The sequence below is a fragment of the bacterium genome (assembly GCA_037128595.1).
Lineage (GTDB): Bacteria > Verrucomicrobiota > Kiritimatiellia > CAIKKV01 > CAITUY01 > JAABPW01.
Window position 1 is genome coordinate 23467 of record JBAXWB010000038.1, and the last position, 16927, is coordinate 40393.

Consider the following 16927-nt stretch of genomic DNA (forward strand, 5'->3'; position numbering starts at 1 on the left):
ATTGCATGAACTGGGATACACCGGGTTGGGCGAGTAAGCTGCTGATATGTGTCATAGCATTTATGGCTTTGCCGGGCTATGCCAATACCTGGACTGGTGGAGGAACGAGTTCCAACGCCAGCGAGGCGGCGAACTGGTCGGCTGGCGTGCCGGTGAGCGGCGACGCCATTGTGCTCGATGGCACGAGCAGCAGTAAGAATATGAACTGGGACGCGCCCACCAACAGCCTGCCCTATTCGGTGGCCTCCTGGCTTCAGACAAACTACACGGGGACCGTAACGGTCTTCACGGTGTACGGTTCGAACGGGTTCACCAACTTCACGATCACGGGCGACTGCGTCATCAGTAACGGCATGTGGACGCATCTGGGGAACACGGGCGGGGAGACGAATCGGCTACGCGTGACCGTGAATGGCAATTTCACGCTGGGCTCCAATGCCAGTATCAATGTGCAGGGCAAGGGGTACGCGGCGGGAAAAGGACCGGGTGCGGGTTCATCGTATAGTGGCAACGGCGAACCGGCGGCCAGCTACGGGGGCATGGGGGCTGATGCGATCCGTAACACCTATGGTTCCATCGTCTCGCCGATCAATCTGGGTAGCGGTGGTAATGTAGCAGGTGGCGGGGCTGTCTGGTTGACGGTTAATAGTGCGGCGACCATTGATGGAACCATTTCGGCTCAGGCGACACAAGGCGTTCTGGCGGGCGGTTCTGGGGGCTCGATCCTGATTGAAGCGAGTAGCCTGACAGGGAGCACCAACGGATTGCTTGACGTATCGGTGCCGTACAACTCAAACAGCAGCAGCCAGCGGGGTGGCGGAGGCGGACGTATTGCGGTCATTTTGACCGGATCCTCCTTATTTGGTTCAGTGCGGCTGAAAGCCAATGGCGGTCAAACTTGGGATGGTATTTTTGGGGCGGCGGGAACGATTTACCTGCAAACCTCCACCCAGACGGCGGGGACGGGGACGTTGTTGATCGACAATGCGGGTCTGAACTCTCTGGCCCAAACATTGATGACGCCCGCAGACACGAACTTGAATGCCTTCGCATCGATCATCATTACGAACAAAGGCATGCTGGGTTTGAACACGAATACGGTTTGGAATCTTGGCAATCCTGTGAACCTGATCGCGTATGGCCCTGCAAATTCGTTTGTGGCGGCGGCGCAGACCAATGGGTTGTCGATCCCAAACGACTGGACACTCTCCGGTGGTTATACCCTGCGGTTGTACACGAACCTGAATATTGGAGGCAATCTGACGGTGAGCAACGCCACTTTGGAGTTGTTTGCCGGCTGGCGGACCAATTTACATGTAGGCGGCAACCTGCTGGTGGCGACGAACGGCACCATCTCGCATGCCGCCAATAACACCAATGAGCAGTATCGCCTGGCCCTGCAGATTGACGGAGATCTGACAGTGGCTGCGGGCGGCTCGATCGATGTGACCGGGAAAGGTTACACGAAATCGGCGGGACCGGGCCGGGGGGACGGGAGCAACTCCAACAATAAACCGGGGGCGAGCCATGGCGGCCTGGCCGCCGAATGGACCAGCGCCTGGGCCTATTGGGTGACCTATGGTTCTGTTACGGCACCGACCAACCTGGGCAGCGGCGGCATCGGGGCAAGCCTTTCAAGCGGGATTCTTTGGGCGGGGGGGGGCGGCGCGGCCGAGATCCGGGTCAATGGGGCGACTCGGTTGGCCGGTTCCATTCTGGCAAAGGGTTACCTGTCGAATATGGCGGGGAGCGCCGGAGGTTCCATTTTCCTGACAACCGGTACCCTCGCGAGCAATGGAGTCATTGACGCGTCGGCTAATGCGACCACTCAATACGGCGGTGGGGGCGGGCGGATTGCCGTGGTTCTGACCGGCGGCGACTCTTTCGATTCTGTGACCATGAGGGCGTTTGGCTCGGGAACCTACCGGGGTGCCGCTGGCACGATCTATCGGCAGACCGCCAGTCAGGGGGCCGGGCGCGGGGTGGTAACCCTCTATGGCGATGCGGCCACTTACACCACGAACACGGTCACTCGGATACCCGCGTCCACCAATGCCGCGGCCGGCGAGATTACCAGCCTGCAATATGTCACGCTGACGGCCACCAACTATGCCAACGTGGCGGTGACGACCAACCTGACCATGGGGGATCTGTATCTGACGGACGACCGTGCCAAACTGCGCTTGAACGGGCACACGCTGACGCTGAAATCTTCACAGCATACCGACTGGGGAACTCCCAGTCGGGTCGTTTACGATGGCGGCCAGATCATATGGACGGTGCCGGGGACGGTGCTGTTCATCTTTTAAAAAACCCGATAAAAACGCAGACAATATGAAAACAAATGTGTTTGTGGTTGGCGGTGGTCACCCTTGATGCGTCCGTGTGGAGACGCTGCCGTATGCAGAACCAGGCGGCGGGAATCCGGGGTTATGATCTGGGCCTCGCAGTAAATGTGCGAGGAGGGTATTTCTCCTTCAGTGAGTTGATAAATCATCAATCCCTTTGGACTTTGAGGTGCCAGCAGATCTTGTCGTGGTCGCATTGGTTAATTTCCCTGTTTAATTCCTGGATGAGTACGCTCCAAGTTTTTCACAAATAGGGCGAATGGGAAATAGCGGAAAAAAGTTGTTTTGGTTAAAAAGTGATGTGTTTTAGCCATTGTTTTGATTGGATTATGGGGCAAAATAGTCCTTATAAATTGTGGAAGAACTTTTATCTTAATTCATCTTGCAGACGGAAATGTGATGGGGCGTGGGCTCACATGAATCGAAAATTAGATAGGAACATAGACGACATGAACCGAAATTTGCGATGGGGTTTTGTTATTTTCGCCGCTGGCGCACTTGCTGTGTCCACGACGGCTAGGGCTACGGACGTTCCGGCGCGACCTGTGCCAGCCGGCGTGGTGCGCATCACGCCGGTCACGCGAAATTCCGCCGTGAGCAAGGCATCGTTGAAGCTGGCCGAGAAAGGCAAGGCACTCCTGCCGATCATCATCTCGCCCAAGGCATCCCCTGCCACAAAAAGCGCCGCGACCGAACTCGCGGGCTATCTGACGCGCATCTCCGGCGCCCCATTCACGGTAACCAATGGCGACGGACTAACCGGTATTGTAGTGGGGTCACTGGCTGAATTCCCGGCCCCGGAACTTGCCGAACCGCTGGCGATCTTCAACACCTTTGACGGCCGTGAAGCGTATGCCATCCGGACACAGGCGAAGCGGCTTCTCCTGATTGGTGCCACCGACCTTGGGGCGTCCCATGCCGTCTTCCGCTTTCTGGAGGAACTTGGTGTTCGCTGGTTATTTCCGGCTAAGGAGTGGGAAGTCGTACCGAATATCCCCGCTTTGCAATTCAGTCGTGACATCACCGATCGACCGGCCATCCTGTCGCGTGTGATCTGGTTTGAGGCGGGTTCCGGCGGGGAGCGACAGAATGCCGAGTACGCCGCCTGGAAGCGGCATAATGCCCAGGCCGAATCGTTCGTCGTGAATGCCGGGCATAACCTTGACACGGTGATTCGCCTCAACCAGGCGGTGTTCACTGCACACCCGGAATACTACGCCCTGGTCAAGCAGAAGGATGGATCTCTGAAACGGGAAGGGCCCCAATTGGAACTGTCCAACCCGGCCGTCCGCAAGATGGTTGCGGATTACGCTGTGGGCTATTTTAAGAGTCACCCAACGGCCGATATGGTGTCGTTGGATCCCGCCGACACGGCGTCACATTCCGTGAGCCCCGAATCGCTGGCGATGGGCAGCGTGAGTGAGCGGGTCTTCGGGCTGGCCAACGAAGTCGCCCGGGTTATTCAGAAGGAGTATCCCGGCAAAATGGTGGGGCTGTATTCGTATAGTGCGCACTGGGATCCGCCCTCGTTCAAGCTGGAGCCCAACGTGCATGTGTTGCTGGCCTCGCTCGGTCAGGGCCAATATACGGGCCCGGAGCGCGAAAAGGTGTGGTCCGAGAGAAGCCGGAACCTCGGGTTCTATGAGTACTTCTCCGTCTGGATGTGGAGTTACGACCGTCTGCCCGGCAGTGGGGTCAATGACCTCCGGAGCACGCAGGCGCATATGCGTGATATTGTGGCGCGCGGGGCGACGTCGGTCAGCGCTGAGAGTACGAGCAGCTGGGGCTCAAACGGCCGCGGCTATTATGCCGCCACGAAGCTGTTGTGGAATCCGGATCTGGATGTGAAAGCGCTTGCAAGAGACTTTTATGAGAAGGCGTTTGGTGCAGGCGCAGATGCCATGCAGCGATACTATGAGCGTCTCGACCCTGGTAATCGTCCTTTCCTCAGCAAACACCTGCTGGGGCTGGCCTACCGCGACGTGGACGAAGCGAGCCGGAAGACGTTTGACCGGCCCGATATCCAGGCCCGGCTTGACCACATCAAACTCTACCTCCGATACGTACACCTCGATTGGATGCGCAACCGCGAGAAGGTCTCTGCACATGAAGGCGAAGCCCTTTCCCTCGAGATCATGACGCACCTCTATCGCACGCGTTTCCTGGCCTTGACATCCTGGGAAATGATCCGCCAGCAATGGGGGAAGTCTGCAAAATCGGCTCCCTGGATGGTGGAGGTGCCCTATACGCATGCTGGTATTGAAACCGAATTTCAGGAGGGACTTCGCTATTTCCAGCCTCGGGATATCGGCCAGGCCGTCAGCTTCTCGGCTGATCTGGTTCCCGTGCGCTGGGCGGACCGTCCGGCGGTCAAGAGCGAACAGACCTATCAGGGTGGGGCCAGGTACTATCTCTATAGCGTCACAGGCGAGCCGCTTGAGTTCACGACGTGGGCGGGAACGGCCTGGGGCGGGATCAACCGTTTTACCGTCACCGACGCCAAGGGCGCGGAAGTTGCCAAGGGCCAGCTCCCCAACGGCACGAATACCCTCCACGCGATTAAGGTGCCAGGCCCGGGGTTGTATGTGCTGGACTATAAGGATAATGGTTCGTATTGGTCCATGACCGTGGAGGCGGGGAAAGCCGCCACGCTTCCCATGGGCCAATCCCACGACTTCCGCAACTCGAAGGTCATGCAGGACATGTTTTTCTACGTGCCCAGGGGAACACGGCAGATCGAATATTATTACACAAAAACACACTTCCAACCCGGTGGACCTCACCAAGTGCTCGACCCGGCGGGGGTGGTGGTAAAAGCGGTCGACGTCAATGGAGACTGGGTTTCGGTCCCGGTTCCGCCCGGAATGGACGGCAAACTCTGGCGGTTGCGCAACCCGGTACTGGGGCTATTCTGGTTCAACAACATACCGAACTATATTGCGGCTTCGCCGGACGCCTTGCTGGTGCCCCGTGAGGTGGTGGAGCGGGACGGACTTCAGAAATAAGAAAGGAAAAGTAATATGACAGTAGTAACCATGTTGGGTGCGGGTAGTGGATTTACGGCGCCACTGATGCGGGACATCATGCTGATTCCCGGAATGGATCAGGGTGAAATCAGGTTGGTGGATATTGATACCAAACGCCTGGCGCAAATGCAGGCGTTGATTGGGGTCATGGCTAAACGGCTCAAGGGGGACGCCTGGAAGGTGAGTTCCACCACCGATCGCAAAAAGGCGCTGCGGGGCAGTCACTACATTGTAAATTGTATCGAGGTTTCCGGCTTGCATTGTGTTCGCTTTGACAATGATATTCCTCTGCAATACGGCGTTGATCAGTGTGTTGGCGACACCATCGGGCCGGGCGGCATTTTCAAGGCGCTGCGCACGGTTCCGGTTTGGATTGATATCCTGCACGATATCGAGCAGCTCTGCCCCAAGGCGCTGGTGCTGAACTACACGAATCCCATGAGCATGATGATACTGGCAGCGGTACGTAATACCAGCGCCCAGGTGGTGGGGCTCTGTCATTCGGTGCAAGGCTCCACCCGTGAGCTGGCCCAGGTCGCTGAGATTCCGTACGACGAGATGGTCTATCGTTGTGCCGGTGTTAATCATCTCGCGTGGATCACGGAATTATCGCATCACGGGCGGAATCTCTATCCCCGCATATTTGAGAGGGTCCGCAAGGAGTCGGCCATTTATGAGCAGAATCCCGTGCGTTTCGAACTCATGCTTCAGTTCGGTGCCTTCGTCACGGAATCGAGCGGTCATGTTTCGGAGTATGTCCCGTACTTCCGTAAGACGCCGGAGACGCTTCGCCGCTATTGTCGCGATGGTAGCCGCGGCGGCTCCAGTACCTATGCCGACAGCTGGCCAGCCGGGCGCGCGCAACAGGATCAGCGCCGTGCCGAGCTGATCAAGGACATCACCAAGATGGACCTGGCTCGCGGTTTTGAATATGCAAGTGACATCATCGAGGCTCATGCCTTCAATCGGCTCAAGACGATTTACGGCAATGTTGCCAATCGTGGCTTGATTGATAATCTTCTGCCCGATGGCGTCGTGGAGGTCAAGGTCCTGGTGGACGAGGCGGGGTTCCAGCCTTGTCGGTTCGGCGCGCTCCCGCCTCAGATGGCGGCCTTGTGCCGGAGTCACCAGGCGGTTTATGACCTGGTGGTGCGTGGCATTATGGAAAAGGATCGCGAAGCGATCGTCCACGCCATGTTGCTCGATCCTCTGACGGCGGCCGTCTGTGGACCCGCCGAGATCCGTGAGATGACCGAACGTCTGGCGGCGGCGGAGAAAGATTATATCCCGACCTTCATGTCCAAGGGCCTTACGTTGCCTACCGGATACATGGGGGATCTTGAGCGATTTTCGAAACGGAAACTACGCGAGCGGCGGGCCGCGCAGGCCAAGCATTTCCCGAGATTTGAAGCCACGGGTCTTCTGCCCGCGTCCGGGGATATCCGTGCGGTCAAGTTGCCGGGCAAAGACCTGGTCTTCAGTCCCGTGCCAGGAGTCCTGGGCGATGGCTGCAATGACATCCGGAAGATTCACAATGGCAAAGACGGCTTGGTGTACCTGCGGAGCAGCGCCCTGTTAGCGCGTGCCGGTGCGGGCTATTTTCTCTATGGGCCTGATGCGCCTTTCAAGGCATGGGTCAATGGCAAGGAGATCGGCTGTGATGAGCACTGCAGCAATCCGGGCTGTTCCGGCAAGTATCGGGCAGCGGTTAAATGGAAAAAAGGCCGGAACGAGGTCGTGATGGCGATGCACACGAATCACGGCAATTCCTGGGGTGTCATTGCCCAGTATAGTTATGTCTGAAAATCATGAGCAGCCCCGAATAGGCGGCGGATCGGGGTTTTATGATGAGGAGATTAGAATGAATATCAAAATCACGTTAATGATGGTGTTGGGTGTGTTGGCGGCTCTGCAAAGTCATGCTCTGGATCTGGTCAAGGATGGGCAGCCACTGGCAACAATCGTTTTGCCGGCAGATCCGGTTCAGGATCAGATCGCCCAAACCCAGGCGACTACGAATAAAGCCAAGGCAAAGCCCAAACCCGCAAAGCCCAAGGAAGATGATGAACTGTTAGCTGCTGAAGAATTGCAATCGATCATTGAAAAGATCTCCGGGGCCAAACTTCCCATTCAGCGTGGGGGCGCCATGCCTGCGGGACCGGCTATCGTGTTGGGGAATGCTTATGCCAGTGAAGCCGGGTTCGGTAAGGAAATCGGGAAACTCACCACGGATGGCATCTTGTGTGTGGTGAAGGGGAATGCGCTTTACCTGTCGGGCCAGAGACCACGGGGCACGTTGTATGCGGCCTATGATTTCCTGGAATCGCTTGGTTGCCGCTGGGTGATGCCCGGCCCGTTTGGGGAGCTTTATCCTTCGATGAAAACCATTTCAACGGCGATCAACAAAACCGAGAACCCCTCGCATTCAGAGCGGTACTGGTGGTGCACCTATGGCAATGCCGAAGGTTACGTACGCTGGACCTTGCGGAATAAGGGTAATTTCCTCAAGGTCAAGGGCGACCCAGTGATCGAGCAGGGGCACAATTTGTCCACCCCCATGGCATGGGGCAAGAAACAGCCGAAGTATCTTGCAAAAAAAATGGTGGATGGCACGGAAGTAAGCATTCTGCCTGATGAGTATTATTCCATCGTAAATGGGAAACCCTCGGGGCAGAACCCGAATTTCTCTAATCCCAAGGTCTGGGATATGTATGCCGACTACTTCATCGACTACTTCACAAAGAATCCCGGCAAGAAATATGCTTCCATTTCGGCCGAGGATGGGTTGGTCATCGATGAGCGCCCGGAAAGTCGCAAGTTGGATAGCGACGATTTCGACTGGATGGCGGGGGCCTATTCGTCCACGGATAAACTCTGGTATTTTCATAATCAAGTGCTGGATCGGGTGGCGAAAGTGTTCCCGGAAAAGAAATTCGGTGTTTTGGTTTACTCGAACAACATGATGCCCCCGAAAAAATCGAAAGTGCACCGCAATATGGCGTTGGTGTTTGCACCGTTAACGGTGTGCCCTTTGCACGATGTGCGCGATCCAAAATGCAAAACCAATCGTACCTACGCCCAATGGCTGCCGGAATGGATGAGGCAGGCCAGAGCCGTCGGGGCTGAGACTTTTTACTACGACTACGAGCCACTGGGCTTTTCGTGGAATGTGGCGATGATCTGTCCGCGCTGGGGGATCATCGGGAAAAATTACCCCTGGTTCAAGAGTATGGGGTTGACCGGGCATACTACCCAGGGACATGACGACTGGGCTTCATGTGGACTGGATAACTACCTGATGCAAAAATTGTATTGGAATGCCAACCTGAACTACAAGGATGTGATTGCCGACTATTGCAAGGTGCGTTTCGGCGCGTCCGCTCCGGCGATGATCGAATACTACGCAACTTACGAAAAGCGGATGGATGAGGTGACCGATCTCTATGGCAACGAGGTGTGGGCCAATCATCTGGTGCTGACCCCCGAAGTCAGGAAGGCCGCGCGGGAGATTCTCAAGCGGGCCGTGGCCATGGCCGATAGCGAGCGGGCGAAGGCCCAGCTCCAGACGATGGTTGATTTGCAGGAGAGCACGGATGCGGCCTGTGACGCCGAGGAGATTGTTCGCAATACCGGTGATTATGGCCAGGCGGCCAAATCGCTGGAAACCGTTTTTGCGGTGCGTGACCGGTTGAATGCCTTGTATCCAAAGTTTATGAATCCGAGCCGGGTGGATCGGAAGGAGAAGAACCAGTATTTGACCGGCGGCATTTATAACCAGTATCTGGATTTCGATAAGAAGATCAAGGAGGCAGCGGCTTATGTCGTGTTACCGCGAATGTGGAAAGGGATGCTGGATACCGAAGCCAAGGCCGAGCAACTGGGCTACCAGAAGCCAGGAGCGGATGTTGAAAAGCTGGATGATCTCGACACCACCGTTATGCCGGATGTGAAGTATGGTACCGAACGTGAAGAGGCGGCGTTCTTCTATCGTACCCAGACGGAGGTGCCCGCCAGTTTCGGGGGCAAGCAGGTCTCGATGTTTTGCTCCAGCCTGATTGCGAGACGGGTACAGATCTGGATCAATGGTCAGGCAGTGGAATTCACTAAAGACGGTAAAACCAGTACGACCTGGAATGGGCCGGAGTATTTCTGGTATGACTACAACCATGCGGTTGAGTTTGACCTCACCCCCTACATCAAGGCGGGGCAGGGGAACACGATTGCCATGCGAGTGCTGAAGAGTCACGATGTCGGCGGCTCGTATCGTCGGATATTCCTGTTGGCGAAATAATCATTCCCCGCGACTCTAATAACGCTGCCGGATGGGTGTATGCCTAGGGAAACGGTTGGCTTAATGAAGCGGTTGCGGCGATCCAGACAGTTCGAATAGGCAATAGGTTTGTATGTAGGCTGGGTTCTTGGTTCCAGTCTCCCCGATTAGGATGAATGGATGACAATACATAGGATTTCTTCGGTAATAGACCGTGTGATCGACCGTACGACCCGTCGATCCGAGGCCCGTACTGAACCGCGCGTCTATACCTGTGGGACCCTGCGCTACACGACCTTTGGGCTGTTCATGGTGTTCTTCTGGCTCCTGTGGGGCGACTTTACCATGAGCCTGATGGAAACGGTGTTGCCGACGATCCTACCCCTGCAACTCAAGGCCCTCGGCGCGCCCAACATGGTCATGAGCGTGTTCCTGGTGACGGTCCCCAGTGTCATGAACTTTTTCGTCAACCCGGTCATCAGTTTCCGGAGCGACCGGCACCGGGGGCCCTGGGGGCGGCGGATTCCTTTCCTGCTGGCGCCCACGCCGTTTATTACCCTCGTGCTGGTGGCCATTGCCTTTGCGCCTGAAATTGGCGCGTGGGTGCATGGACTGATGGCGGGATATGGGGGCTTTGGGAAGAACACCGTCATCATTGGCATGATCGGCCTGTTGCTCGTCATCTTCCAGTTCTTCAACATGTTCATCTCGTCGGTCTATTACTACCTCTTCAACGATATGGTGCCGGCGGCCTATCTGGCGCGGTTCATGGCGGCCTTCCGGGTGGTGGGGACATTGGCGGGAATGACCTTTAATTATTTCGTTTTCCCCCATGCCCAGACGCACATGCGGTATATTTTCCTGGGTGCGGCGGTCCTCTATTTTGTCGGGTTCATGTCCATGTGTTTCGGCCTGAAGGAAGGAAAATATTCCCCGCCAACTTCCCTGGTGGGGAACAAGACGGGGCTATTGGCCAGCTTTGAGACCTATTTCCGGGAGTGTTTCACCCATCCGTACTATTTGAATATGTTCGCGATGTCGGCGGCAGGGCAGGTGGCTGGCGCTTGCGGTTTCGTGGGAACGCTGTTCTTTCTCCATTTGGGAGTCTCATTGGAACAGTTAGGTAAGTTCAATACCTGGATGGCGATTCCTGGATTGTTGCTCATGGTACCTATGGGGATGTTAAGTGATCGGATTCACCCGGTCCGGGTGCTTGTCGGGCTCGGGTTCTTTGGTCCCATCATGGCGATCGCTTCCTTCTTCTTTATCCATGATTTCAGGAGTATTGTCATCTTGACGCTGATTGCATTTCCGATCGGCCAGTTACAATCAGCGGCCGCCATGCCCCTGAATTGGCTGCTCTTTCCCAAGGATCAGTTTGGCCAGTTCGGCTCGGCGGATGCGATGGCACGTTCTATCGTCACGATTGTCGGCAGTGTGGTGGCGGGACTCTTCCTTGACTTCATGAAGCGGCTCTATCACGGGGATGAGGAATACTATCGCTGGATGTACATCTGGTCGGCCATTTTCGCGTCGATCAGTTACTTCTTCCTGTGGCGCGTTTATAAGGGATGGAAGGCGCATGGGGGACTTAAGAATTACAAGGCGCCGCGTGTTGAGCACAGCGGAACGTCAATAGCCGAAACAAACCATTGAAGGTCAAAAGCATGAGTTGCTTTTATGAAGACTAATCGTGTTCGTTCAATGAAATTTAATGCCATTCAACCTGGAATGATTCCGTTCTGGTTATTCAATGATGCCTCTTCCGTGGCGGAGAAAATCCAGTATCTTCGGGCCTGCCGGAAAGGCGGCATCCGGGCGTTGGCCATGCATTGCCGGAGCGGGAACCTGATTCCCTATGCCTCGAACGAATGGTATTCAGCTATTCAGGCGCTGGTGGCGGAGGGCCGCCGCTTGGATATGAAACTCTGGCTCTATGATGAGGATCCCTATCCCAGTGGGGCGGCGGGGGGACAGGTCATGGCCCGCCGTGCTGATCTGAAGGCCGCCCAACTGGTACTGCGCGAACCATCCTCTGGTCTCGCCGCAGGCCAACTGTGGGAGGTATCCGAACAGCCCGTCGTTTGGGCAGGCTTGGTCCCCGTTGACCACCCCTTGGCCGCCCGTGATCTCACGGCGCAAGTGGGGACGGTCCGCCGCGATTGGTTTGTGACGCCTTGGGACAGCCGAAACTATTATCCTGCGACTCCGACATTCCCCTGTGTGCGGGGCGATGCCATCCGTCAGGTTTATGTCTTGCGCGTTCCCTCCATCCCCAAGGGCTACCGGCTGGTGGCCATTGTGCGGGAACTATGTGGCGTCGACGGGTCGTGGGGTTCCTTACCGGACTGTCTGCATCCCGATACGTTTCCGACCTTCCGAACGCTTAGCCTGGATCCTTACAAAAAGTGGGTGGGGCACGAGTTCGGGAAAACGATCCCCGGGATTTTTACAGATGAGGAAAAGCCGCATGGCTTTTGGCCCGTCACCCCCGGTCTCTTCGAAGCCTTCCGGCAGGACTACGGGTTCGACCTCACGCCGAGGTTATATCAGCTGTTTGGCGAACCCCTCTCAAACCAGTATGTGGAGACGCGTCTGGCGCTGCGGGAATGGATCGCCAAGCGCTTTATTGAGGTGTTCATGATGCCTTATCGGAAGTGGTGCGAAACCTGTGGTATCAGGCTTGTGGGGCACATGTCGCCTGAGGATGATCCGGTGGCCGAGGCGGGTTGCCTCGGCAGCGTCATGCCGCTGATGAAGATTCTGCATTGTCCGGGAACCGACCTGATTGCGCCTTTTGTGGGGAACCGGGAGACCCCGACGGTGAATCTGGGGAGCTTGCGGGCCGGATCGCTCCGTGCCCAGACCCTTGCCCCGGCGGCGGTTGCCGAGACCTTCGCGCTTTTCGGCTGGGACACCACGACGGCGAAGTGCCATCAGATCATCGCCTGGCACAAGGTGTTGGGCATTGACCGGTTCTTTCTGCATGGGTTTTTCAATAGCGTGGAGGGGGTGGTGGCACATGAGGCCCCGCCTGATTACGGGCCGAACACGCCGATTTTCGAGGGGATTAGCGAGCTCAACCGGTGGACGGTTGAAATGGAGGGGATCCTGGATGGCGCCAAGGATTCGGGCGGAATCGCCGTGCTAAACAGTTTAGCATCGTACTGGGATCTGGCCCCGGGCATGGATACTTCCTCCCATGAGGCCATGCGTCACGCCTTATGGCAGACCTTGTTGTCCTGTTTGAGGACGCAGGTCGGGATCCATATGGCCGACGAAGCTGATGTAGCGGAGGCCACTGTGTTGTCAGGCTGGTTGCGCGTGGGAGCCTGTCGTTATCATACGCTCCTGGTTCCGGCGATGACCCGGATTCCGCGGCGTACGTTCGAGCGAATCACCAAAGCGGCGCGCGCTGGTGTCAAGGTGGTCTGGTTCGGGAGCGGGCCCAGTCATATCGTGGAGGCAGGTGGCCAGTTGCGATCCCGGCCCGCATTGCCCGGTAAAGTTGAAAAGGCTCCATATCCTTCGGAAACGTGGTGTCAGGCTCAGCTTCTCCCCTCACTTCGCATTACGGGTACCGATAGCGGGGATTGTTATGTGCGCCGTTTTAGGCGGAAACAGGGAGCGGGGGAGTGGCTGTTAGCGGTGAATGTGAGCGATGCCGAGTTGGCGCTTTCCCTGGTCGGAGAGGGGAAATTGGCGTGGGTACCGGAGCGGGTCGATGGAGAGGTTCGGCATGATGGTGCAATTGCTATCTGGCGTCTGTCCGCTAATGGTGTTGGGCTGTTCAAATTGGCGTCTTGCGACGGTCGGGCAGAAGGAGCGAAGGAAGATGCCGCCGACACGGCGGCTACTACAGAGGGAGCGCGGAGCACTTGTAGTAACCGGCGTCTCGCCGGTAGGGTCCAAAGTAAGATGCCGATGATGGATGGTGTTGAGAGCATCCAAGGACAAGTCCTTACTGGCGACAAGTGTCGGTTCAAGCGGTTGGAAGTGAACCGGGTGAGGCTGGATCGTCCTCAGATCCGGTGTAAGGGAATCAATCCGGTGACACTGGACTTCCCCAAACCCTACTGGCAACTCTCTGAGAATTACCGTACCGAAAAAGTGATTTCTCAGTATGTTGGCAAGGTGCCGGTCATCAGTACCGTGACAGATCTGGAGTTGCGGTATCGCTTTGCTTTTGACGTTAAGGGGGTGATTCCTGTGCCACTTTTGGTTTGTGACCCCCGATGCGCTCGTGGAGCGTTCAAGATCGAGGTTAACGGGTGTCAATTGGGTGGAACGCGTCACTTCCCTCTGGAGACGACCACGCCGCTCCGCCTCCTGCTCGGTGGGCTCAAGCAGGGTAATAATTCTATCGAACTGCGCTTCAGCGTTCGTAGTGCCATGGAGGGTCTTCTGGCCCAGTTGTATCTGGAAGGGGAGTTCAATGTTGATCGGATCAGGGAGAAAGCCCGGCTTTCGCCTGCTGTGTCTCGCGATTCGCGTCAGGGTTGGCAGAAGGCTGGATTACCTCACTACATGGGTAGCGGAGCCTATGAGTGGACGCATGAGTTCACGGCACAGGAAGTGGCGTCTGACTGGGGCATTGAATTTGAGGGGATTGTGGACAGCGCCGATCTGTATCTCAATGGGCGGAATCTTGGCCGGCGCGCCTGGGCCCCATGGAAGTGGACGTTAAAGGGTATTCGGTCTGGTCAAAACACCTTTGAATTGCGAGTCCATGGTACCGGCGGCAACTTTCATAAGTTGACCTGCCCCGCCCAGCCACAAGGTTGGATCGGCCGCGCGTGGCTCGAGTCGATTAGTTCTGGTGAAAGAAAAAGTATTTCACGCGAAAGCGCGAAAGGGGAGTAGGGTATAAACCCTTAACTTCGTGTCTTCGCGGCTTCGCGTGAGACAAATTTATTGATCATTGTTGAAGTGAATACTTGGAAAAAGGCTGGTTCAAATGTCAAAACCTGTACGCATGGCGTTGATTGGGGCGGGAAACCGCGGACGGGGGATTTTCGGGGCTTATGCCAAGCAGATGCCCCATCGGGCCGTATTTGTCGCTGTGGCAGAGCCGGATGAGGCGCGGCGGAAAGCTTTTTCTCAGGAGCATGGCATTCCGGAGTCAGCGCGTTTCCAGAACGCCGGAGATCTCTTTGCCGCCCAAGGATTGGATCTTGAGGCGGTGATCGTGGCCACGGTTGAGGATCAGCGGCTTGAGCCGGTGGTTCAGGCGATCAACAAGGGCTATCATGTGCTGGTCGAAAAACCGCTTGGACGGTCTGCGGCGGAAGTGGTGGCGATTACGGATGCAGCGAAGAAGTCCGACCGTGTCTTTGCCGTGTGTCATCAGATGCGCTATATGACGCCCTATGCCACGATGAAGGAGTTGATCGACTCCGACCGGTATGGGGAAGTCATTGCCATGCAGTTGAGTGAGAACCTCTCCTATCACCATCACGCCCATTCCTTTGTCCGCGGCTTTTTCAACTCCAGTCGCCTGACGCCCATGATCCTGGCCAAATGCTGCCATGATATGGACGTCATGTGCTATCTGGCGGGGCGGCGGCCCGTGCGGGTCTCGTCGTTCGGCTCCCTGACTTGGTTCAAGCCCGAGAATGCCCCGCAGGGTGCACCTGAATATTGTCTTCAGGGTTGTCCGGCGGCGGCCAGGTGTCCTTACAATGTCCTCAAACTCTATTTCAATGACGATACGGACCAGGCCTATATCCGGCAGATGGGGGTGGTGAAGAGTAAGGATGAACTTATGGAGTTGCTGAAGACCAACCGGTTCGGCCGTTGCGTCTACCGGTGCGGTAACGATGTGGTGGATCATCAGGCGGTCAATGTGGAATTCGAGGGTGGACTGACGGTGTCATTCAACATGGTGGGCCATAATGCGGTGGAGCGGCGGATCACCAAGATCAGCCTGACCAATGGCGAAATCGGCTATGATACCTCCGGGGATACGGTTATGGCCTATCAGTTCGAACCTCTACGCGAGGAACGGATCAAGCCGGCGGGCACGGTTGGGACACATGGGGGAGGGGACCGGTTGATCATGGAAGGCTTCGTGGACGCTATCCGCTCCAATGGCTCGGCCCCGATGCTGACTTCCGTGGAGATGTCACTCGACAGTCACCTGCTCGCCTTCGCCGCGGAACAGTCGCGGTTAGCGAAGGGCGCAGTGATCGAACTTCGGGATTTCGAGGCAAATGTAAGATCCTCAACAAAGTAATAAGGATGTTCTCTTATGCGTAAACTAAAAACGTTCCATGTGATGCCGCTTATTCCCGGTCGCGAGGTCGAACTCGCCGCTGATGCGGAGATCCTTCTCAATACTGGTGTCTGCACTGATATTGCCTGCATGCTCACCCTAGTCCCCGAAGGCGATCCCCCAGTGGACAAGGCGAAGATCCTCGGCGATCGTTTCACGGCCTTTCGCAACGGTTTCAAGGGTGACAAATCCCGGGTTGGCATTCTTGCCCAGGCCACCATCGGACATGGCTGGATTCCCGACGAACCTGCGCCCTTTGAGAAAATCATCCGACCCGACGGCAGCCTTGCCTACCAGATGTGCCCGTTGGATCCCTTGTTTCAGAACTATATCCGCGTCGCTTTCCAGCATCTCGCCGCGCTGAAGCCGGCCTTTTTCATGATCGACGATGACTTCCGGCTTCTTAACAGCCGGGACGGCTGCTATTGCCCGCTCCATCTTGCTGAAATCGGCCGTCGTCTGGGGCGGACCTTCATCCGCGAAACATTGCTGGACACGCTCCGTACGGATTCCGCAGCCGCGCATGAATATGACAAACTCCTGCTCGATTCCCTGATGCGCGTCGCCAGTATCATGCGGGAGGCGATCGATGGAACCGATCCCGCCATCCCCGGCAGTTTCTGCACCTGTCAGCTCGACATCCGTCATGCCGGCCCCATTTCGCGCGTCCTCGCCGGAAAAGGGAATCCCCGGGTTGTCCGCATCCATAACGCCCGCTATCTGAGCCCTGAAATGCGCACCTTCGCCATCCGTATGTACGCCGGCGCGGCGCAGATTGCCGGCCTGGATTCGGACGTCACCATCCTTGCGGAGACCGATACCTGTCCCCAGAACCGCTACAGCGCCGGTGCAAACCTGATGCATTCGCACTATGCGGGTTCGATCCTGGAAGGCTGCCATGGCGCCAAGCACTGGATCACCCGCTGCGAGCTTTATCAGCCTGCGAGCGGTGCTGCGTATCGCGCGATGCTCACGCAATACCATGGCTTTTACGAGACGCTTTTCAATG

The 16927-nt window shown here is 56.6% G+C and carries 8 protein-coding genes; all 8 read left to right on the forward strand.

The genetic code is table 11. The features are described 5' to 3' along the window. Positions 1-5: 5 nt before the first annotated feature. The gene (locus WCS52_17570) at positions 6-2309 is read left to right on the forward strand and encodes a hypothetical protein (GenBank protein MEI6168993.1); all 2304 of its coding nucleotides are present in this window, start codon (positions 6-8) and stop codon (positions 2307-2309) included. 488 nt (positions 2310-2797) lie between these two features. Next, positions 2798-5353, forward strand: a complete 2556-nt coding sequence (locus WCS52_17575; protein ID MEI6168994.1) for a DUF4838 domain-containing protein — start codon at positions 2798-2800, stop codon at positions 5351-5353. Positions 5354-5368: 15 nt separating this feature from the next. Beyond that, on the forward strand, positions 5369-7177 hold the full coding sequence (locus WCS52_17580; GenBank protein MEI6168995.1) for an alpha-glucosidase/alpha-galactosidase: 1809 nt from the start codon (positions 5369-5371) through the stop codon (positions 7175-7177). A 58-nt stretch (positions 7178-7235) separates the two neighbouring features. Further along, positions 7236-9665: a DUF4838 domain-containing protein gene (locus WCS52_17585; protein MEI6168996.1), complete on the forward strand. Its 2430-nt coding sequence runs from the start codon at positions 7236-7238 to the stop codon at positions 9663-9665. A 159-nt stretch (positions 9666-9824) separates the two neighbouring features. Then, complete coding sequence (locus tag WCS52_17590; GenBank protein ID MEI6168997.1) at positions 9825-11300, forward strand: MFS transporter; 1476 nt, start codon at positions 9825-9827, stop codon at positions 11298-11300. A gap of 24 nt (positions 11301-11324) precedes the next feature. Then, positions 11325-14507, forward strand: a complete 3183-nt coding sequence (locus WCS52_17595) for a hypothetical protein (GenBank protein ID MEI6168998.1) — start codon at positions 11325-11327, stop codon at positions 14505-14507. Between the two features lie 94 nt (positions 14508-14601). After that, a complete protein-coding gene (locus WCS52_17600) occupies positions 14602-15879 on the forward strand; it encodes a Gfo/Idh/MocA family oxidoreductase (protein ID MEI6168999.1) in 1278 nt (425 codons plus the stop codon). Positions 15880-15894: 15 nt separating this feature from the next. Continuing rightward, positions 15895-16927 (forward strand): hypothetical protein (locus WCS52_17605; protein ID MEI6169000.1); only part of this gene is annotated, 1033 nt, incomplete at its 3' end.